The sequence below is a fragment of the Paenibacillus timonensis genome (assembly GCF_022427145.1).
Lineage (GTDB): Bacteria > Bacillota > Bacilli > Paenibacillales > Paenibacillaceae > Fontibacillus > Fontibacillus timonensis.
Window position 1 is genome coordinate 133,964 of the sequence record NZ_JAKSXN010000001.1, and the last position, 21,295, is coordinate 155,258.

At 53.8% G+C, this 21,295-nt stretch carries 18 protein-coding genes and 1 tRNA gene; 2 read left to right on the forward strand and 17 right to left on the reverse strand.

From position 1 onward, the window contains the following. Positions 1-18 precede the first annotated feature (18 nt). The 4 genes from parE to MJ257_RS00685 all read right to left on the reverse strand — a co-directional run bounded on the left by parE (position 19) and on the right by MJ257_RS00685 (position 4,895). Positions 19-2,004: a DNA topoisomerase IV subunit B gene (gene parE / locus MJ257_RS00670; RefSeq protein WP_240267464.1), complete on the reverse strand. Its 1,986-nt coding sequence runs from the start codon at positions 2,002-2,004 to the stop codon at positions 19-21. A gap of 74 nt (positions 2,005-2,078) precedes the next feature. Then, on the reverse strand, positions 2,079-3,068 hold the full coding sequence (locus tag MJ257_RS00675; RefSeq protein WP_240267507.1) for an ABC transporter permease: 990 nt from the start codon (positions 3,066-3,068) through the stop codon (positions 2,079-2,081). After that, positions 3,061-4,047, reverse strand: coding sequence for an ABC transporter ATP-binding protein (locus MJ257_RS00680; protein ID WP_240267465.1), 987 nt, complete (start codon positions 4,045-4,047; stop codon positions 3,061-3,063). The genes MJ257_RS00675 and MJ257_RS00680 overlap by 8 nt, the downstream gene beginning before the upstream one ends. A gap of 44 nt (positions 4,048-4,091) precedes the next feature. After that, positions 4,092-4,895 carry a GDSL-type esterase/lipase family protein gene (locus MJ257_RS00685; RefSeq protein WP_240267466.1) on the reverse strand — a complete coding sequence of 268 codons (804 nt, stop codon included), beginning with the start codon at positions 4,893-4,895 and terminating at the stop codon, positions 4,092-4,094. 179 nt (positions 4,896-5,074) lie between these two features. Here MJ257_RS00685 and MJ257_RS00690 point away from each other — a divergent pair. Further along, positions 5,075-5,147 (forward strand) — tRNA-Lys (locus MJ257_RS00690). A 149-nt stretch (positions 5,148-5,296) separates the two neighbouring features. Here MJ257_RS00690 and MJ257_RS00695 read toward each other — a convergent pair. From MJ257_RS00695 to MJ257_RS00735, 9 genes are all read right to left on the reverse strand, one after another. Next, entirely contained in the window at positions 5,297-5,803 is a 507-nt protein-coding gene (locus tag MJ257_RS00695; RefSeq protein WP_240267467.1) for a DUF4178 domain-containing protein, read from the reverse strand. A gap of 33 nt (positions 5,804-5,836) precedes the next feature. Beyond that, the gene (locus MJ257_RS00700) at positions 5,837-6,508 is read right to left on the reverse strand and encodes a PspA/IM30 family protein (RefSeq protein ID WP_240267468.1); all 672 of its coding nucleotides are present in this window, start codon (positions 6,506-6,508) and stop codon (positions 5,837-5,839) included. A gap of 830 nt (positions 6,509-7,338) precedes the next feature. After that, positions 7,339-7,878 carry a CAP domain-containing protein gene (locus MJ257_RS00705; RefSeq protein WP_240267469.1) on the reverse strand — a complete coding sequence of 180 codons (540 nt, stop codon included), beginning with the start codon at positions 7,876-7,878 and terminating at the stop codon, positions 7,339-7,341. A 137-nt stretch (positions 7,879-8,015) separates the two neighbouring features. After that, positions 8,016-9,026 (reverse strand): galactose/methyl galactoside ABC transporter permease MglC, encoded by a 1,011-nt coding sequence (gene mglC / locus MJ257_RS00710; RefSeq protein WP_240267470.1) that lies wholly within the window; start codon positions 9,024-9,026, stop codon positions 8,016-8,018. A gap of 23 nt (positions 9,027-9,049) precedes the next feature. After that, positions 9,050-10,555 (reverse strand): sugar ABC transporter ATP-binding protein, encoded by a 1,506-nt coding sequence (locus MJ257_RS00715; protein WP_240267471.1) that lies wholly within the window; start codon positions 10,553-10,555, stop codon positions 9,050-9,052. 167 nt (positions 10,556-10,722) lie between these two features. Further along, complete coding sequence (locus MJ257_RS00720) at positions 10,723-11,760, reverse strand: galactose ABC transporter substrate-binding protein (RefSeq protein WP_240267472.1); 1,038 nt, start codon at positions 11,758-11,760, stop codon at positions 10,723-10,725. A 266-nt stretch (positions 11,761-12,026) separates the two neighbouring features. Further along, entirely contained in the window at positions 12,027-13,013 is a 987-nt protein-coding gene (locus MJ257_RS00725; protein ID WP_240267473.1) for a substrate-binding domain-containing protein, read from the reverse strand. Next, a complete protein-coding gene (locus MJ257_RS00730) occupies positions 13,013-14,803 on the reverse strand; it encodes a sensor histidine kinase (RefSeq protein WP_240267474.1) in 1,791 nt (596 codons plus the stop codon). Before MJ257_RS00730 ends, MJ257_RS00725 begins: the two co-directional genes overlap by 1 nt. Next, a complete protein-coding gene (locus MJ257_RS00735; protein WP_240267475.1) occupies positions 14,800-16,467 on the reverse strand; it encodes a response regulator in 1,668 nt (555 codons plus the stop codon). The genes MJ257_RS00730 and MJ257_RS00735 overlap by 4 nt, the downstream gene beginning before the upstream one ends. A 273-nt stretch (positions 16,468-16,740) precedes the next feature. Here MJ257_RS00735 and MJ257_RS00740 point away from each other — a divergent pair, with 273 nt between their 5' ends. Then, positions 16,741-17,271, forward strand: a complete 531-nt coding sequence (locus MJ257_RS00740; RefSeq protein WP_240267476.1) for a C40 family peptidase — start codon at positions 16,741-16,743, stop codon at positions 17,269-17,271. A 246-nt stretch (positions 17,272-17,517) separates the two neighbouring features. On the opposite strand, the gene MJ257_RS00745 is transcribed toward MJ257_RS00740, so the two are convergent. Genes MJ257_RS00745 through MJ257_RS00760 form a run of 4 tightly spaced genes read right to left on the reverse strand, consistent with a single transcriptional unit; the run spans position 17,518 to position 21,286 of the window. Further along, positions 17,518-18,489, reverse strand: a complete 972-nt coding sequence (locus MJ257_RS00745) for a DMT family transporter (RefSeq protein ID WP_240267477.1) — start codon at positions 18,487-18,489, stop codon at positions 17,518-17,520. A 3-nt stretch (positions 18,490-18,492) separates the two neighbouring features. Further along, a complete protein-coding gene (locus MJ257_RS00750; protein WP_240267478.1) occupies positions 18,493-19,197 on the reverse strand; it encodes an ABC transporter ATP-binding protein in 705 nt (234 codons plus the stop codon). Then, complete coding sequence (locus tag MJ257_RS00755; protein ID WP_240267479.1) at positions 19,194-19,994, reverse strand: ABC transporter ATP-binding protein; 801 nt, start codon at positions 19,992-19,994, stop codon at positions 19,194-19,196. Before MJ257_RS00755 ends, MJ257_RS00750 begins: the two co-directional genes overlap by 4 nt. Continuing rightward, positions 19,991-21,286 (reverse strand): branched-chain amino acid ABC transporter permease, encoded by a 1,296-nt coding sequence (locus MJ257_RS00760; protein ID WP_240267480.1) that lies wholly within the window; start codon positions 21,284-21,286, stop codon positions 19,991-19,993. The genes MJ257_RS00755 and MJ257_RS00760 overlap by 4 nt, the downstream gene beginning before the upstream one ends. Between the last annotated feature and the right edge of the window lie 9 nt (positions 21,287-21,295).

A 21,295-nucleotide genomic window follows, 5' to 3' on the forward strand; every position in this document is an offset into this window, starting at 1 on the left:
CCCACATCAATTCACCTTCTATTCCTCAAACTCCGTGAAATCCACGTTTTCCACGATCCAGCGTTTGCGCGGATCGACCTTGTCCCCCATCAGCGTAGACACGCGGCGTTCCGCTTTGGCGGCATCTTCGATCTGCACCTGCAGCATGGTCCGCGTTTCCGGATTCATCGTCGTTTCCCATAGCTGCTCGGGGTTCATTTCCCCCAAACCTTTGTAGCGCTGCAGCTCGAAATTTTTACCGAATTCCTTCAGGTAGTTCTGCAGCTGCTCGTCGCTCCAGGCATATCTTACCGTTTCCAGCTTGCCGGAACGACGGGTGATTTTATACAAAGGCGGCTGGGCGATGTAGACCCGTCCCGCATCGATCAGCGGCTTCATGTAACGGTAAAAGAACGTCAGCAGCAGCACTTGAATGTGCGCGCCGTCCGTATCGGCGTCGGTCATAATGATGATTTTGGAAAAATTGCTGTCCTCGACGGCGAATTCCGGCCCGATACCGGCACCGATGGCCGAAATGATGGCCCGATACTCGTCGTTCTTCAGGATATCGGCGAGCTTCGCCTTCTCCGGATTCATCGGCTTACCCTTCAGCGGCAAAATCGCCTGAATCTTCGAATCGCGCCCCTGCTTCGCCGAACCTCCGGCGGAATCGCCTTCCACGATAAACAGCTCGGTGCGCGTATAATCCTTCGATTGCGCAGGCGTCAACTTGCCGCCCAGGTTCGAGCTTTCGCTCCGTTTCTTGCCCGAACGCATCTCATCACGAGCCTTACGGGCAGCTTCACGCGCTTTGGAGGCTTGTACCGCCTTCTTGATCAACGTTTGGGCGACCTGCGGATTCTCTTCCAGGAACACCGCCATCTTCTCGCCAACGACCGATTCCACGGCGCTGCGCGCGGACGCGCTGCCGAGCTGGTCCTTCGTTTGACCGACGAACTCCACCTCGGACATCTTGACGCTGATGACGGCCATCATCCCCTCGCGCAAATCGTTGCCTTCGAGGTTCTTCTCCTTCTCCTTGAGGATCCCGTTCTTCCGGGCATATTCGTTCATCACGCGGGTATACGCCGTTTTGAATCCGGTTTCATGCGTTCCCCCGCCCCGCGTCGGGATGGAGTTGACGAAAGATACCAGCGTTTCGGTATACCCTGCATTGTACTGCAGCGCGACCTCTACCTCGATATCTTCCCGCTCTGCATAGAAATGGACGACGTCATGCAGCACGTCCTTCCCGTCGTTGAGGAACTGAACGAACTGACTGGCTCCGCCCTCGTAAAAAAACTCGTCGGAACGGTCGGTCCGCTCGTCCTTCAAGGTCACCTTCAGGCCCGAATTCAGAAAAGCGATCTCCTGTAAACGTTCCGCGAGCGTATCATAGTTTAATCCGATGCCGCCGGTGAACACGCGAATATCCGGCTTAAACGTCACCTTCGTGCCGGTCTTGTTCGTGTTGCCTAGAATCTCCAGTCCCGTAACCGGCTCGCCGACGTGTTCGATGCCTTGATCGTCAACCCAATATTCGAATCGCATCCGGTGGATCTTACCGTCTCGGTAAATGTGTACTTCCAGCCATTCGGACAAGGCGTTGGTGACCGAAGCCCCGACACCGTGCAGACCGCCGGATTTCTTGTAGCCCCCTCCGCCAAATTTGCCGCCGGCGTGCAAAATCGTGTAAACGACTTGCGGCGTCGGTACACCGGTTTTGTGCATGGCGGTCGGAATTCCCCGGCCGTTGTCGATTACGGTGACCGATCCGTCCTTATTCAGCGTGATGTCGATTTTGGAGCAGTACTTTGCCAGATGCTCGTCGACGGCATTATCGACGATCTCCCATACCAGATGATGAAGTCCCGACGAGCTCGTACTGCCAATATACATCCCTGGCCGTTTGCGTACCGCGACAAGCCCTTCGAGCACTTGAATGTCGTCCGCGTCGTATCCCGAAGACGCGCTTCCGGAACTTGTGCCGGGTACGTCCTCGAACAAATCGATTTGTTCGGCCATTCATGCTCCCCCTTTATTTCTTGTAGTCTACCTTTGTATGTAGTCGAACAGATGTTTTGGTGCCTTTGTCCATTTTAATTCAAAATATCTTGTTTCGTAAAGACAAGGAATGAAACGACTAGCGAGCAAACGCCCCAAACCGCTAGTACAAGCAGCGAAAATCCCAGCGTCATCCCCTCGATCGGTGCCGGCGTTCCCGCCAAATAATTCGTTAAACCCAGATTCACCATAAACAGGTACTTGGCGCTCGTCCAGGAGGAAGCCATATTCGTCAAAATGTTGCCGGCGATCAGCGTGGCCATCATAATCACGATGCTCGCCGACGTGCTGCGCACGAGCACGGACACCATGAACGCCAGAGCGGCCACGACAATGCTCACAAACCAGATCAAGCCAGCCTGCATGAAGATATACTGCCATTGCGGCACCACGTGCACGCCCGAGATGTCCACCTCGGCCCCACGCAGCTGAAAACCGGTAAATACCGGCAAATTCCATCCGCGATAACCGAAAAATAGCCCTGAGATGAAATAGCATATCAAACAGGTTGATACAATGATCAAGGACACGAACATCATCAGGGTCAACAGCTTGCTCAGCAGGATTTTCCACCGTCTTACCGGCCGAGTCAGCAGCATTTTCACCGTTCCGTTCGTCCGCTCGGAAGACACGATATCCGACCCCACGCCCATAATTAATAAGGGAATGAACAGCGTGGCCGCGTTATCCAAGAACTCCCGGGTAAACGAAACACCGCCCGGCTCTTTGGGGTTCACGTCGTGTTCCAAATAATATTTCATCTGTTGAATATAAATTTGGCGGTATTTCTTCCATTCCTCCGGCACCCGGTCGCTGCCCAGCGAATTCTGGTTGTCGGTGATCGCTTGCTGCACCTCCCGGCGCCAATCCGTCCCGAACTTCTCCCGTTTGTCCTCGGCCTGCCGCAGCTGTGCGTAGGCAAACATCGGAACCAACACGATCAGGACAAGCAAAATAACGTAAAAACGTTTCTTTTTGATCATCTTGATCGTTTCATTTTTTACTAAAGGAAGAATGTTATTCAATGCTTTCACCTTCCGTCATCTCCAGGAACAGCTGCTCGAGCGTCGGATTGACCTTCTGCACGGCTTCTACCCGGACCCCCTCCTGCACCAGCCGCTGTACGAGGCCTGGGATTAACTCCGGCTGCATTTGGGTCACGATCGCCTGACCACGGATTCCCGCCATGATCGTATCGTCCAGTACGTTTGCGGCTTCGTTCACCACGTTGACCCCGGCCGCTGAACGCAGCAGCCGCTCTCCGGGTTCCCGAGGCTCCAGTTCCCATACCACGTAACTCCTATTCGCTTGAATCAGCTCTTCGACTTTGCCGACGGCCAATACGCGGCCCCGCCCGATAATCGCCACCCGGTCGCATAACAGTTGAATTTCGCTGAGCAGGTGGCTCGATACGAATACGGCCATGCCTTCTTCCGCCAGCCGGCGGATGAAACCGCGCATCTCTTTGATTCCCTTGGGATCGAGGCCATTCGTCGGTTCATCCAGAATCAGGAGCTTCGGCCGGCCTAGCAGCGCTTGGGCAATTCCCAGCCGCTGCCGCATGCCCAGCGAGTAGGTTTTGACTTTATCGTCGATCCGGCCCGTTAGGCCAACCATTCGAACGACTTCCTCGATCCGTTTCGCGTCGATGCCCGGGATCATGCGAGCGAAATGCTCGAGGTTCTCCCGTCCGGTCAAATAACCGTATACCTCGGGATTTTCCACGATGGACCCGACGCAGCGAAGCGCCGATTCGGGTTCTCGCTGCACGTCGTAACCGCAAATGTGCACCTGGCCTTCGGTCGGCCGAATCAAATCGACGAGCATGCGGATCGTGGTCGTTTTACCGGCCCCGTTGGGACCGAGAAACCCGAAGATCTCCCCGGCATATACCTCGAAATTCACTTCGTGTACGATCCACTTTGTTCCGATTTTCTTTTTGAGTCCCTGCACCTTTAGGACAGGTTGGCGCTGCTCGGCTTGGATCGGCTGCCGTGCTCCCATCGCCGCCTCACTCCTTCCTTATTTCTCCGGCAATAGACCGCGTTTTAGCGCGCGATGCCCTGAGCCATCCTATCGGCAATCGCTTGATAGCCATCACCGTTCGGGTGAAAATGGTCGCTCGACAAATAACGGGACGAGTTATTCGTGAATAAGTCATAGGTCGGCACCACCAAGGTACCCTCATATTCCCCGAGCGCTTTCATCGCCATCGCGTTCCAGCGCGCCACCGCATCATTGCCGATTTCCCGCATCCCTTCCAGGTCGCTGAACGGATTATATAAACCAACGTAGACGAGCAGTGCCTGAACGTTTATCTTCTTGATTTGAACAACGACCTGCTCGAAATTCGCCGAGCTTTTGTCGATCGCCGCGTCGATTTCCGCTTGGGTCGGGACCTGCTCTCCCGAAGTCAACGCTTCCGTGCCGTTAAACAGATCATTGCCTCCAATGGACAACAGGATGATTCCCGCCTGCTGCAAGGCATACTTCACACCGGGATCCTCCAGCATCGGCAGAAGCTCTTCCGTGGTTAACCCGTTGATTCCCAGGTTATTGACCAGTTTGGAGGTCGCGCCTTCCTTATTCAATAAATCCACCGTCCGGCGGGCAAATCCGCTGCCCGTATCGTCTCCGGTTCCTTTGGCCAAAGAATCTCCGATGGACGTCACATCCCAAGCTCCGGCTTTTGCGGCCTGTTCCGTACGGGGCGGCGATACTGCCTGATTTCCGGCTGCCGCCGACGGATTGGCAATATCCGACACCGCATAAACGAAGCCGGCCAGCAGTAGTATGGTTGATGCGGCGGAAGCCATCCCCGCCCATCTCCAGATTCGGGACGTCCTGTTCATGCTACTTCCCCCTGTTCCGTCTGAGTCCCCTCATCTACGCTCACTTAGATAAACTCTCCAACTTATGTAAATAACATAAAACTTCTTGTGAAGAGATGCAAATTTTCACGAAAAAAGGACTAGCTTTTTGTAAGTTACGGAGTTATAATATTAATCGTTCCTAAAAAACTTCACATTACGGGTTATTAGCTTAGCTGGTAGAGCAGCCGACTCTTAATCGGCAGGTCGCAGGTTCGACCCCTGCATAACCCATTTATAGCATCCTCCACTGCAAACTGCAGCCTGGGGGATGTTATTTTTTGTCCGCCTACGGCGCAAAAAAGCGCGGGAACCGAGGTTGTAGCCTCGTTCTCGCGCTTGATCGCGCAGCTTGCCAAGGGTTCCCGCCCAACGGTGTCGCCTTAGTTGGCTCGAATGACTTTAACGTCGGCCGGAATCACCTTGACGCCTTCGTACAACATAAACCGCCCGTTTTGCCACTCGATGCGCAGCAGCTTGCCGTCGTCCGATTGGTACTGCCAGACATGCTGCTCCCCGCCTTGCAGGAACGGTGTCTTGCCGACGACGGATACATAACCGCCGTACTCTTCCTCCAGGAAATACAAGGTTCCGTCCAGTTCCATTTGCGACGGCACCTCGGACGGATCGTCCAGCCGTCCGTCGATCGGCTGATACAGCTGGTACTGCAGCGTCTCGCGCTCTTCGACCAGCAGATAGCTGATGCGGCTGCCGTCCTGAAGCGTCAGGACGACCGCATTGCGGCTCCGGTTACCGACCCGGCCGGTCACCTCGTACGAGACGAGCGATACCTCGCAGATATCGCCGGGAGCCAAGGCAAGCATGCTCTTCTCCGCGATCGGCGGTTCCGGTTTGGCAAACAGGTTGCCGATTCTTTTCCATACGCTCATGTTAAGTCTAGCCTCGCTTTAGGATCGATTCGCTTATTTTTTATCCTCGTATTGCTTCATCAGCTCGGCCAATTCCGCTTCCACGGCGGCGTCCTTGTTCAAGCCTTCGAATTCTTCGTCGAGGGACTTGCCTTTGGCGTTCAGTTCATTGCTGGCTTCAGCCTGGGCTTCCATCTGCAGCATTTTCTCTTCCATCCGCTTCAGGCCGCTTGACGCGGAATCGGCGTTAAACCCGGACATCGTCTTGTTGATTTCGTTCTGTGCCTTGGCCGCGTTGTAACGGGCGACCAGCGTTTCGCGTTTATTTTTCATCTCCGTCAGCTGTTTGCGCATTTCCTCGAGCTTCGCACGAAGATTGTCGGCCGCGGCTTTGTTTTGATCATAGCTGGCCTTGTATTCCGCCATCTTCGTTTCGGCCGCTTTCTTCTCCTCCAACGCGCGGCGAGCCAAATCAACGTTCTGCGCTTGAGCCGCCTGATGCGCTTGCTGGGTGCGGCGCTCCACCAAAGCTTCCTGCTCTTCGAACAAACCCTTAAACTTCTTCTCGATGGCGATCTGGGCGGCAACCGCCTTCTCCGCGTCTTCGAGATCTTCCGACATATCGCGGATATATTGGTCGGTCAACTTGATCGGATCTTCCGCCTTGTCGATCAAAGCGTTGATATTGGACATCGTCAAATCGCGCAATCTTTTAAAAATGGACATTTGTTTTTTCCTCCCGATTGAAATATCAGATTATGCTTATGTTTACGCTGCAGAATTCGGGAGGTTTCAATAAAATATCTCGGATTGGGGTCGCATGGAAGATTTCTTGGATATGAGCTCCGGAAGGCCGCCGTGTGAAATGTTCTTACGATCGCTGTTGCTCGCGGATTTCTATGATCCAGTAAATTCATACACAGTAGAAATCCTCTCGCAAAGGCGACCACTTCGTTTCTTCAGAATCATTTCACCCTCTGGCCTTTTACGCTCTTTCAACCTTGTCGTTTGCAGTTCCATCTGCTTTCTAACGGAACGTAGAGCCGCTATTAGGACATTTCCCGGTCATTTCCCGTTCTAACGGAACCAGCGGCCGTTATTCCCCTTAAAATGGAGCTACAGGAGCATATTGGGCGCAAATAAGGTCTCCTCGTTCCGTTAGAGTTCCTGATCTTGCGTATGCACCCAAATAACGCCTCTCAGTTCCGTTAAAAACACACCCTAAAGGAGTTTACGTTCGCATTTGGGAGCCGCTTGTCTCCCTTCTAACTCATCATTGGACAAGCGGCGGACAAGAGCGGCCCGTGGTCGATATTCGCTTTCGCTGACTCCGCTAACGACAAAGAGCCTGGCGACTCGCCAGGCTCTTACAAATTCCACCTACAATTCCGATGTCCTATTGCTTGAAGAAAAAGAATAACGAACCTAAGGGAGTCTACGTCCGCATTTGAGAGCCGCTTGTCTTCCTTCCATCTCATCATTGGGCAAGCGGCGGACAAGAGCGGCCCGTGGTCGTTATCTTTTTCATTGGTCCGCAATAGGACGAAGGAAACTTCTCATTTCCCGATAAACTCCTGCACCCAGTACCCATTATAATACCCGACGCCGATCAGCTTGTATTTAGGGTTGAGGATATTCGCCTTATGGCCGGGGCTGTCCATCCAGTCCTTGACCACTTCCTCGGCGGAGCGCTGGCCTTTGCCGATGTTCTCGCCCGCGTAGAGATACGTGATATTGGACGCATCCATCATATCGAAAGGAGAGCCGTATTGGGGGGACGTGTGGCTGAAATACCCGGTTTTGAACATGTCGATGGCTTTAGTCTTAGCCATTTTCCCTAAATTAGTATGCACCATCAATGGCTTCAGCCCGGCGTTCTTCCGCTCCTTGTTCACGAGCGCGACGACCTTGGACGCGTTTTGCGTCTGGATTTCCGCGTATACAACCGCAAGCGACTTCGATGTGCCGCCGGCCTTCGCCGCTGCCTGCGCGGTGCTCATGCCGAGAATTCCGCCTCCTTGCGCTGTCGTCAAAGTCAATGCCAAGACCGCCATCAGCAGCCCGGCCGAGCCGATTTTTTTGCTCCATTTCTTCATGATGGTTTGCTCCTCCTAGCCGTTTTCCCCGTTTTGCCGTTTCTTGTCACATTTTAACATATTTCGAGGAGATCCGCTTGCTTAAAAAATGGAAAAAGAGCGACTCAAGAGTCGCTCTTTCAACACCTTAACCTATCTTATTTCTTGTTTGCGTATTTGCGCATGTCGAATGCTACGGCAGCGACGATAATCGCGCCCTTGATGATTTGCTGCCAGTAAGGACCTACGCCAACGAAGGTCAAGCCATAGTTGATAACCGTAAAGATCAGCACGCCGGCCATGATGCCCGGAACGGTACCGATACCGCCTGTAGTGGAGACGCCGCCTACGACACAGGCTGCGATCGCGTCAAGCTCATACATGTTACCATAGTTGTTTGTTGCACCGCCGGTTCTAGCTGCTTCCATCACACCTGCCAAGCCATACAAAGCGCCTGCGATGGAGTAAATGAGGATCAAGTTTTTGGATACGTTGATCCCGGACACTTTAGCCGCTTGCTCATTACCGCCAATGGCGTACATGTTTTTACCGAGACGTGTTTTGTTAAACATCACCCAAACAATGGCACAGACAACGATGGCGATAATGACAATATGAGGAATCGAGAAATCTCCCTTGCCGATGCTACCCGAACCAAGAAGGTTCGTAAAGTCGCTGCGCAAGCCGCCGATCGGTTGGGATTGGTTCGGCTCGGTATCGAAGTACAGCGAGTTGATCCCGTAAATCGCAACCATCGTGCCCAGCGTGGCGATAAACGGAGGAACTTTGAATTTGGCAACGATGACGCCGTTAATCAGACCAAAGAGCAGGCCTACCGCAATGGCGATCAAAACCGGAACGAACATGGGGAGCTCCGGCAAATTCGGGAAGAAGCGACGGGCATAATCGGCTTCTTGCAGCATGGATGCGGAGACGACTGCCGTCAACCCGACCATCCGGCCGGCGGACAAGTCGGTGCCGCCCGTGATCAGGATAAACGCTACCCCGAGGGCGATAATGACCCGGGTAGACGATTGAATCAAAATATCGCGTAACGTATTCAATCCGATAAAGCTTGGATCATAAACAGCGATGCCGACGAGCAGCACGGCTAAAACGATATAAATGGCATTTTCGGTTACAAAACTTTGCATTTTTTTGGTATTCATGATTTTCTCCTCCTCCGAAATCCTTAGTGCTGGGCTGCCAGACGCATAATTTCTTCTTCCGTAGCCTTGTCTCCATCCACGATTCCCGTTAGACGGCCTTCGGACATTACCATGACACGGTCGGACATCCCAAGCAGTTCAGGCATCTCGGATGAAATCATGATGATGCTTTTGCCTTGCTGTGCCAAATCCGCAATAATGGAATAAATTTCGTATTTTGCCCCGACGTCGATCCCGCGCGTCGGTTCGTCCAGTAATAAAATATCCGGTTCGGTAAGCAGCCAGCGGGCCAGCAGCACTTTTTGCTGATTCCCGCCCGAAAGGTTCATGATCAGCGTTTTCGGTGACGGCGTTTTCGTCCGCAGCTTCTCGACCATTTGGTTGGCTTCGGCTTTTTTCTTCCGGTCATTCAGCAAGCCGTAAGGCGTCACATAACGATCCAGATTGGCGATCGCCGCATTTTCATGCACGGACAGTACCGGGAAAATACCGGTCGTGCGGCGTTCCTCCGTCAACAGCGCCAATCCGTGCTTTTTAGCTTCGCCGGCACTGCGGATCTTAACCGCTTTGCCGTTAATCGAAATCGTGCCCGACTCGATTTCGCGAAGGCCGAACAAAGCTTCGATCAGCTCGGTACGCTGGGCTCCGACCAGGCCACCTACGCCAAGGATCTCCCCTTTGCGCAGCTCGAACGATACATCCTTGAACGATTTCGGGTTACTGGAAGTAAGCTTCTCCACCTTCATAATGACGCCGTTCGGCACGTTATGCCGGTCCGGGAACCGCTGCGTTAAATCGCGGCCGACCATCTTGGAAATAATGAGGTCGGTGGTCATTTCCGCCGCCGGCCAGGTGCCGATCTTCTTGCCGTCACGCATGATCGTCACATCGTCGGAGATCCGCAGGATTTCCTCCATTTTGTGCGAGATGTAAATGATCGACACGCCGCGTTTCTTCAAATCATTAATGATCCGGAACAGGTGCTCCACCTCGACGCTGGTCAAAGAGGAGGTTGGTTCGTCCATGACGATGATCTGCGAGTTGAACGATACCGCTTTGGCGATCTCGATCGACTGGATTTTCGAAACGGACAGTTTGCCGACGATCGTTTCCGGATTTAAATCGATATCTAACTGTTTAAACAGCTCTTCCGTATCCCGGTACATCTTCTTATGGTCAACGAATTGGAGAGGCCCCCATCCTTTCAACGGGAAACGTCCGAGCCAGATATTTTCCATGACATTGCGGAAAGGCACCGGATGCAGCTCTTGGTGAATCATCGAAACCCCGAGCTTCAGCGCATCGCTGGAATTATTGATTTCCGCTTTCTGACCATTCAGAACAATTTCGCCCCCGTCCGGCTTGTAAATCCCGAACAGGCATTTCATCAGCGTTGATTTGCCGGCCCCGTTTTCGCCCATCAGCGCATGAACGGTACCGGGTCTAACCTGCAGCGTTACGCCATCCAGCGCTTTGACGCCGGGAAATTCCTTGGTGATGCCCTTCATCTCGAGCATGTATTCAGACATTGATTTCGCCCCCTGATCATTTCTTTCGCTTTAGAGGCACAGCATGGTTTCCTCCGGTGTTCCTATCCCTGCGAAAAAACCGGGAGGTCCGTACCCTTCGGCATCGAACCTCCCATTTAGTCCTTGCGAATATGAGAAGTCCTGCTGATTACCTGCTTGCCGTCCTCTTATTTAAAGTCAGCAGCGTTTTCCTTCGTTACTTTTTGGTAAGGAATCCATACATATTGGTTGTCGGTAATATCGAAACCTACGCTGTCTTTGCTGATGGCTTCGCCTTTAGCCAGCAAGGAAGCCAGAGTAACCGCTGCTTTCCCTTGGTTTTCGGCATCGTTCAATACCGTACCCAGCATCGTGCCTTGCTCCAGCGCTTGGAGTGCTGGCGCCGTTGCGTCTACGCCTACAACCGGCATGTATTTGTCGCCTGTGAAGTATCCGGCAGCTTTCAAAGCTTCGATAGCGCCGAGAGCCATGTCATCATTGTTTGCAAGCACGGCTTCGATTTTGTCGCCGTTAGCAGCCAGGAAAGCCGCCATTTTCTCTTGACCTTTTACACGATCCCACATCGCTGTGTCTTCAGCCACTTTTTCAACCTTGATGCCGGCATCTTCAATCGCTTGGATCGAATATTGCGTACGCAGTTCGGCGTCTTGGTGTCCAGGTTCGCCTTTCAGCATGACGTATTGCAGAACGCCGTCGCCGTTCTTGTCGGCTTCCGGATGGGCTTTCCAGTAGTCTACGACGATTTGTCCGGACAGGGTGCCGGATTCTTCGGCTTTCGCGCCTACGTAGTAAACTTTATCCCATTTCTTCATATCTTCCGGCAGCGGTTCGCGGTTCAGGAATACAACCGGCGTTTCTTTCGCTTGCGCTTTATCGATAATTACGCCAGCCGCCGTCCGGTCAACCGGGTTTACGATCAACGCGTTCGTCTTTTTCGTCAAGAACAAGTCGATTTTATCGTTTTGCGTCGGCTGAGAGTTTTGACTGTCTACGACATCCACTTTGGCGATTCCGTCCGCGTTCTTCTCAATCGAGTTCCGTACGCCCGTCATGAACGTATCGTCGAATTTGTAAATCGCCACGCCTACGCTTGGAGTGGATCCGCCATTTCCTCCGCTGCTCTCTTTATCCCCGCCGTTGGAACATCCTACCATGGTTGCTCCGAGCATCGCTGCGGCCAGCATGACTGTCGTCAACTTCTTCATATCTTTGACCTCCTGAAAAATGTATTTCTGTGAGTTATCCTCTTGGATACGTTTTCATTATGCATGGTTTTTCAAGGATTGCGAATCCAAAATTCTAAGGTGTTTCTATCAAAATTCTGATGATGTCCATTTGAGGATTTACGGCATATTTTTCGATAAGCTTAAAAAACGGCAAAACAGCAAGCTTCCCGGCCTCTCCGGAAACCGCTTGCTGTTTAGTTCATTCCAGCAACTATTAGATTGGAAGGTCTCGCCCGCCACTGATTTTACTTCACGAACGGGAACAACAGCTTCTGGTTTTCCGGCCACAGCATATTGTTCAGATCGATCAGCTTCGTATCCGTCGGAATCCGATCCTCCAGCTTCTCGCCGCGGGCAGCCTGGACGGCGGCGGCAACCGCCATATACCCGTTGTTGAACGGGTTCTGCACGACCATGGCCTGTACCTTCTCCTCCTGCAGGAGCTCAAGCATTTCAGGCGGATTGTCGAAGGCGATCATCTTCACCTTGCCGCCGTAACCGAGCTCGTCAACGGCGCGCCCTGCGCCGATCGAAGATTCGGCGCTGAGCGACACGATGCCGTCCAGGTCCGGGAAACGCTTCAGCATGTCTGCCGTCAGACTGTAGGCCAGGTTCTCATCTGAGCCGCAGTATTGGATATCAACGACATGGACATTGGGAAACCGGGCGACGTAATCTAGGAACCCTTCCTCGCGCTGGTTCGCATTACGGGCGCCTTTCACGAAATTGATGATCCCGATTTCGCTTTCCGGCCCGGTTAGCTCGACCAGCCGTTCGGCCGCTTTTTGACCCGCCTCGTAGTTATTAGTACCCACAAAGGTTTTCACCTTGGTCGAGGCTGCCTCCGAATCCATCGAAACGACCGGAATGTCGTAATAGGACGTCCGGTCCGTCACCTGACCCAACGCTTCATAATCGGAAGCCGCCAATATAATGGCATCGGGTCGCCGCTCAATCGACTCCTCCATCAGGAGAATCTGCCCTTCGACGTCGTTTTCGTTCTCCGGTGCCAGAAAATTCAACCGCACGTTGTACTCCTTGGCTGCAATCTCCGCACCCAGCTTGGTTGTTTTCCAATAATCGCCGCGGTCCATCTTGACGATCATATCCACGTCAGTCACCTGATGATCGTCTCCTCTGGCTCCAGGGCTGCCGCAGGAAGACAGCAGTGTAATTATCAGCACTGCGATCAACGGCAAGCAGGCCGGCTTCACGTATTTCGTCAACCGCATCATGCCTCCCCCCCGCTTTGTTCCAGACTTTCCGGCAATACGGCCGGGATTGTGATCGTCACCGTCGTTCCTTCCTCCGGTTCGCTTTCGAAATGAAGCCCGTAGCCCGCGCCATAATACAACGCGATGCGCTCCTGCACGTTGCGGACGCCAACGCCCGACCCGCTTTCGCTGCGGATCGTCCCGCTGAATAGCTTCTCGACCGTTTCCGGCGACATCCCGATTCCGTTATCCCAAATGCGGAAAACAAGGTTGTCCCCCTCTAAGCAGGCCTCCACGCGGATGAACCCCTCCTCGGCCGATTTCTCGATTCCGTGGTGGATCGCATTCTCGACGAGCGGCTGCAAAATCAGCTTCAAGGTCGAACATTTCAGCGCGGTTTCCTCGGCCTGGATGTCGTAACGGAACTTGTTCTTGAACCGGATCGTTTGAATGATTAAGTAATGGCGTACATGCTCCAACTCGTCCTGCACGCTGATGATGTGGTTCCCCTTGCTTAAGCTGATCCGGAAGAAGCGCGAAAGCGACGTAATGGTCGTGACGACCTCCTCGTTACGGCCCAGCTCGGCGAGCCGGGTGACCGAATTCAGCGTATTATAGAGGAAATGCGGATTGATCTGCGACTGCAGCACGTCCAGCTCGCTTTTGCGTTTGGCCTCTTGCTCCTGGATAATTTGATCCATCAACTCGCGGATTCGGCGCAGCATCAAGTTAAACCGCTTGGACAGCTGTTCGACTTCGTAGGCGCCGCTCACGTAGACGTTCGTCCCGAAATCCCCGCGTTCCACCATTTGTACGGAGCGTTCGAGCCTGCGGATCGGCTGCGAGATTCGGGCCGAAACATAAATGCTAATGACCAGGATGATCGCGATGGCAAGGGGCAGGAACCAGGACAGAAAGTCCCCGACTTCCCTTTTGGTCGTCAAAAACTCATCCGCATAGGCCACCCCGACGATTTTCCATTCGGCCGGCTTCACCGTCTGGATCGTAATGATCCGCTGCTCCCCGTCCGACTCGTCGGAGTATCGTCCGTACGCGTAATTGAGCACCGGTTCCAAATTTTCGTATTTCAACCCGGCATAGATCAACTGTTGCTGCGGATGGTATACGATGTTCCCTACCGCATCGATGATATACACGTAACCCTTTTTGCCCAGGCTGATGCGTCCGCTTAACTCGTCGATGGTACGGAAGTTAATGTCGATCACCAGCACGCCTTGCTTCAGCTTCCCCTGATCCCGGTAGGTCACGGTCTTGCTCATCGAAACGACCCAGCGGTATTGCCATTTGAACAGGTTTTGGATATGCGGCGGAGTAAACTGCAGCTTCCCGGGGTTCTGAATCGCGGATTCGAACCACAATTGCTCCTGAAGCCGCGTGTTTTGGCGCATCGGCAGGGTTGGCATATTGCGCACGAGCTTCCCGTCCTCGGTAAACAGCGCCATGGAAACCAGGTCCTCGCGCGTGCTGAGCACGGTCTCCAGCTGCTCTCCCAACTGATCGTTGGTGGGGAGATCCGGGACGACGGCGATTTTTTGCTCCACCAGGTCAAAAATGTCCTGCATTCCGCTAACGTAAAGCTCCAGGTTGGAATGAACCTGTTCGATGATCTGCTCTAGGCTTAAGTAGGCGTTCTCTTCCGCGGCCCGGGAGAAACGGTTGTACAGCAAGGTACTGACCAGCACGACCGCCAGAACGGTAACGGCAATCGATGACAAGGAGATCAACACCTGGATGTTGCGCACATGGAATCCTTGAACCAGTCGTTTGACGGTGCGCCACAGCTTCATTGGCTTTTCGCTCCGGTCCGATACTCTTTCGGGGAAATGCCGAATTTTTTGCGGAAGCAAAAACTGAAATAGTTCGGATCGGCAAACCCGACGCGCTCGGCGATTTCAAAAGCTTTCAGGTCCGTTGTGGCGAGCAGGTCCTGTGCCGCGTCCATTCGTACGCCCATTAAATAGTTGACGAAGGTCGTCTTCGTCTCTTTCTTGAAGATGTTGCTGAAGTATCCGGTACTGATATGAAGGTGCTGGCATACCTTGGCGATGGAGATGTCATTGTCGCTGTAATTCGCCAAAATGTACTCCTTCGCTTCATCCACCAGTTTGTTATAGCTGGATTGCCGGTCGGAGGCGATCGAATGCTTCAGCTTCATGCAGATATCCAGGAACCAGGCCTTCGCTTCATCGGCATGCGAGAATTTGACGAATTGACCCAGGAATCCGGCTCCCTCGCCGAACAATTTGTCGAGGTCGACGCGGATGTCCTTCGCTACCTTGATCACCGAGGTCAACATCTCCAGCAGATATACCTGAAAATCCTGATACGACGCCTTGCTGTCGGTCAATGCCGAGAACAGTTCTTCCAGCAGGTTGATCAGTTCCTGGTCGCTGCCGACCTTGAGGCAACGGACCAGCTCCTTCTCCTTCAGCTCGTCCATCGATAACGGCACGGTTTGCCGCGACTCCACGTCTTCGATCCAGATCACTTTATTTCCGCCGAGAATCACGCGGTAATCCAGCGCCTTGACCGCCTCCTCATAGGAGCCGGCGAGCTCGCTGAGCCGTTCCACCTCCGAACCGGCGCCGATGGTCACCGTCAGTTTGAGAAACCGCTCCACGCTAAAACGGATCTCTTCCAATAACTGCAGCGTTCGGTTAGCCAGCTGCTCCTCCCTGTTAGGTTCCGCTAAGCTGAGTACCACGACCTCGTCATGATGGATAAACGCCCGATCCCCCGGATGGAGACGAACGATCTCCTCGGCGATATTAAACACGGCAAACAGCTGCAGCTGAGTATCGTTCGTATTCTTGAGGGATACGGACGCCAGCCCTTTTCCCGCTTCCCCGCTTTCGGCGGGTTCACGCCGGGCTGCCCCCGCAGAATCGATACGGATGACGGAGACCAGGTACCGGTCACCGCTTAGGTCCAGATCATAATGCTCGCACTTTTCGCGGATTTCCGCTTCCTGCAGCCGGCGGGATACGAGCGAAGATAAAAACAGGCTCTGCAGGATCGGCAGATTCTTGCGGTAGTGCTCGGTCAATAACTGCACGTTTTCCTTCGCGGCCATCTCCTCGTCGAGCTGCATTTTGACTTTTCTCAAGATCTCGGCTAATTCCCCTGCCGAAAACGGTTTCAACACATATTCGTCGATGCCAAGACGGATGGCTTTCTGCGCATATTCAAACTCCTCGTATCCAGTCAATATAATGATTTTCGTTGCCGGGTATTGCTCGCGAATCCACTCGGAGAGCTGCAAGCCGTTCATGAACGGCATTTGAATATCCGTCACGACGACGTCCGGCGTATGCTTCTCCACCAGCTCTGCCGCTTCCTTGCCGTTCTCCGCCGTCTCCATGACGGCATAACCGAGACTTTCCCAATCGATCAGGCTTAGCAAACCTTCCCGTACATCCTCTTCGTCATCGGCCAATATCAATTTATACATCGATGGACCATCCTCTTCTATGCCCTGATTTCCCCCCGATTTTAACGTATCGGTCCGCAAAAGTAAATCGCGGATCACCCGGAGCGGACGGAAGGAACCAAGACCTTAGTCCAGTTTGTTTTCCGCCTTCGGTCCGTTTTGGGATTCCCATAAACCAAGTACCATGTTATTATCCAAAGGAACTATCATCAACTCTAAATGGTGGTCGAATTTATGAATAATGAGATGAAAATCTATGTCCTGCTCAGCAATCCGAAGACGTAGGTTGCCAAAATGATCGGATTATATACCCGAGCGCCTTATAATCACGCTTCCATCGCGTTTGATCCCGAACTGCGGGAGGTCTATAGCTTCGGGCGCAAACACCCGTTCATTCCGATCTTCGGCGGCTTCGTCAAGGAGGACATTCACTGCGGAGTATTCGAGAAAGCGACCTGCGCCGTATACAGCTGCAAGGTTAGCGCGGAGAACTACATGCGCATGAGAAATTTCGTGAAAACCTTCGAGGATAACGGCGAACTATACAATTATAACTTTCTGGGCCTCTTGGGCATTATCCTCAACATGGAGCTTGGCGGAGAAAACTCTTACTTCTGTTCCCAATTCGTCAGCCGGGTGTTCCAAGAAGCCGGCGTCAAGCTTCTGGAGAAATCCGCGGGATTAACGACCCCGTCCGATCTTTGCGGCTGCTCGCATCTCCAGCTCGAGTTCCGCGGGCGCCTCGAAACGTACCGCGAGCTGTACTGCTATTCGCGCCGTACGGCATTGGCGTATGAGCAGAGCCGGTATTATGCGGCGAATTAAGCTCGAGGGATAGGAGAGCCAAACCGATCGCGTATAAATAGCGCTATTTTTTCACCTTATTCGGTGGAAATAGCGCTATTTTTGATCAATAGAGTGAGTAAATCACCTTATTTGCATCTATAAAGCCTGGATAGGCTGTTTTCATATGAGATAAGACGAAAAAATCACCCTATTTTGCCGTTTCTCGAAATTCTCGGGCAAATAAGGTGATTTTGTGGCGTTAATTGTAACAGGATAGGCATAGACCTATCCTGCAAATGGCGCTCCCTCGCGAAGGGGGGGCTTCTTCCGAGATAACAGGCTATGCAGGACCATCCCCCCGATGACCAACCCCATGCCGATTATGGACACAGTCGAAGGCCTCGGAACGGGCAATAACAGCAACTCGCCGGCCGTCGCAAAAACGACTTCCCCGGCTTGCGTCGCTTCGACGGCCGCCAGGCGATGCGGGGAACCTTTGGCCATATCCGTGGCGGCAAAAAACAACACCGTTGCGATCAGGCCGGAACACACGGCAACCGCGAGGGCTTGGCCGGCCTGGTCCGCGCTAGGCGGTCCGCTGCGCCAAAATGCGGCAGCCGCAAGCAGCAGCCATAACGGCAGGGTAGCCAGCGCCATCCCGAGCACTCGCTGGTACGCGTCCAGCCTTCCTTCGCAAATCTCCATCATTTTGCGGTTGCCCAGCGGATACGCGAAGGCGGCCACGATGACCGGCACGGCCCCCAGCAGAAGATCTCGAACCGAGAGGGTACGAGCCTGGCTAAACTGCATGATGAAGACGCCTAGCAGAATGATAACGGACAACCCCAATCCTTTCCATTGAATCCGTTCCCGGACCTTGACCGGGCCTGCCGGCGTGAAGCGGACATTGGAAAAGGCCGGCGCCACCAATAGGCCGGCCACGATCGTAGTTTGCCACGTGCCGGCAATCAGCCAGCCAGGCTCATATTCGGCAGCAAAGCAAACGGGAACGTACATCACCCCGAAACCGACGAAGCTCCAACCCGCCCAAGCCCAAGGCCGCTTGCGCATCTCCGCCCAAAGCGGCGTCCACTTCCTCCGCATCGTAACGGCGGCAAGCAGCAGCGGAATCATAAACAAGAAACGCAGCGAAGCCGTATACAACCAGTCACCCCCCGACCATTTCATCGTCTGGTTCAACACAAACGTTGACGAGAAGAACAAAGAGGCTAGCAGACCATACATCATCGGCCGCATCGGTTAAGCCAAATAAGCTTCCTTGACTTGCTCGTTGGCGAGCAGCAAATCGGCCTCGTCCTCCATCAAAATTTCCCCGGTTTGCATCACATAGCCGCGGTGGGCGATCTGCAAAGCCTGAAAAGCGTTTTGCTCGACGAGCAGCACGGTCATCCCTTCGCGGTTCAACTGTTGGATGATGTCAAAAATCTGCTCGACGATAATCGGAGCGAGCCCCATCGATGGCTCATCCAGCAATAGGATTTTCGGCTGCATCATCATCGCCCGGCCGATGGCCAGCATTTGCTGCTCCCCGCCGCTCATCGTCCCGCCCGTTTGCGCCAGCCGTTCCCGGAGCCGCGGGAAATGATCGAACACCCTCTCCATCCGCTGCTTGATCGTCTTTTTGTCCCTTACGGAAAAAGCGCCCATCTCCAGGTTTTCCTTCACCGTCAACCGCGGGAAAATGCGCCGTCCTTCCGGCACATGCGCGATCCCTTCCAACGCCGCGCGGTGCGGCGGCAAGCTCGACATTTCGGTCCCGTTAAAACGGATGGTGCCGGTCATGTTCACCTGGCCGCAAATCGCCTTGAGCGTGGTGGACTTTCCGGCCCCATTGGAGCCGATCAGCGAAACGATCTCCCCCTCCTCCACGGTTAAGGTGACGCCTTTCAACGCTTCGATCGCCCCATAATACGCGTGTACCCCACTCAGCTCCAGCAGGCTCATGAGATCACCTCGAGTCGGACGGTTTCGTGTTGGGCCGCGCTTTTGCCCAGGTAAGCCTCAATCACTTTAGGGTGGGAACGTATATCCTCCGGCCCGCCTTCGGCGATTTTCGTACCGTAATCCAATACAAGGATATGGTCGGATAACTCCATGACCAGCTTCATGTCATGCTCGATGAGGATAATCGTCATCCCCGTCTCCTTCTGAATCCGCCGGATCAGCCCGATCAGCTCGGCCGTCTCGCGCGGATTCATCCCGGCTGCCGGTTCGTCCAGGAGCAGCACCTTCGGCTTTGCCGCGAGCGCCCGGGCGATCTCGAGCCGCCGCTGAGCGCCGTACGGCAGATTGGCCGCTTGTTCATTCAACAAGTCTTGCAAACCGACGAACTCGAGTAAACGGTAAGCATCCTGCTGCACCAACTCTTCCTCATGCCGGGCGGTCGGTAGGGAAAGAAGCGTGCCGAGGATCCCCGCCTTCAAATGGATGTGCATACCGACCATGACATTTTCCAGCACGGTCATACTGCCGAACAGACGAATGTTCTGAAACGTCCGAGCTATCCCCAGGCTCACGATCTGATGGGGCTTGACGCCAACGATAGACACCCCGTCCAGTTCAATTGTGCCTTCATCGGGGGTATAAATACCGGTGATCATGTTAAAGAAGGTCGTTTTCCCCGCCCCATTGGGACCGATCACGGCGGAAATCTTGCCGCAGGGGAACGAAAAGTCGACGCCTCCAACCGCCGTCAATCCCCCGAAGCGTTTGACCAGCTTGCCGACTTTCAGAATCGTCATGGACCTACACCTCCGCTTTGTTGGTTCGCCGGCGGCACAACGGATAACGTTTTGCCGGAACGCTGCGCCTTAAGCCGCTCGACATCCACTTTCTTGTTCTTGGCGGTAATCAGCCCGTTGGGCCTAAAGATGGCGACGAGCACCAGGATCGCGCCGAAGATGAGCCGCTGCATCTTGGACGGCGAAATCGAGTTGGGGAGATGAATGACCCCTTGCAGCGTCAACTGGTTTAACCAGTTAGTGAGCTCCGTAAGCACCTGCAGGTTCAGGATCGTCACCAAAGCCGCGCCGAGAATGACGCCGGGCACGCTGCCCATCCCGCCCAGCAGCACCATGACCAGAATCGTGATCGATTCGAGCAGCGTAAAGCTGGTCGGATCGATGAACGTTTGTTTCGCCGCAAATACCACCCCCATCATGCCGGAAAAAGATGCGCCGATCGCAAAAGCAGTCAATTTGGTGCGAATGAGCGGAATGCCCATCGATTGCGCGGCGATCTCGTTCTCCCGAATCGCCTTCCAGGCCCGCCCAAGCCGGGAATGCTCCAACCGTTTCACGCTGAAAATAACGATTGCCAAGATAAAAAGGACGATAAAGTAAAACTGGTTGGGAAACGTGAAGGAGAGGCCAAACAAACTCGGCGGTTGAATCGAAGACAGCCCCATCGCCCCGTTCGTGATGTTCACCGGTTTATCCAGATTGTTAAAGATAATCCGGATGATTTCCCCGAACCCCAGCGTGACGATCGCCAGATAGTCGCCCTTGACCCGAAGTACCGGCAACCCGAGCAAGAGCCCAAACAACGCAGCCATAAAGCCGCCAAGCACGATAAATATCCAGAACGCACCTCCGGGCAGCGGAAACAGCTGGCCAGAGATGAACTCGTTTGCCTGCGGAGTAGCAAATATCGCGTACGTATAAGCCCCAACTGCGAAGAAAGCCACAAATCCAAGATCGAGCAGTCCGGCGAATCCGACCACGATGTTAAGCCCTAACGCCATGGCGATGTAAATGCCGCACTGCGTGGCCACCTCCATATACGACTGATGGGCCGGGCCGCCGGAAGTAGCAAACGGGATGACGGCCAGCAGAAGTACCGCGCCGATCCCCCATTTGATCGAGGTTCGGAAGGTCGTCAAATACAGCAGCAGCAAGGAGCCGAGCAGGAGCAGAAAAGCAACTACCGATTTGTCCGAAAAATACACGCTGGCCGACGTGACCAGGACAAACAGCGTTAACAACAAGGCTTGGGCGGGTTGGCTCCGCCCTAACCTGAGCTTCAGTTGATTCATGGGAGACCA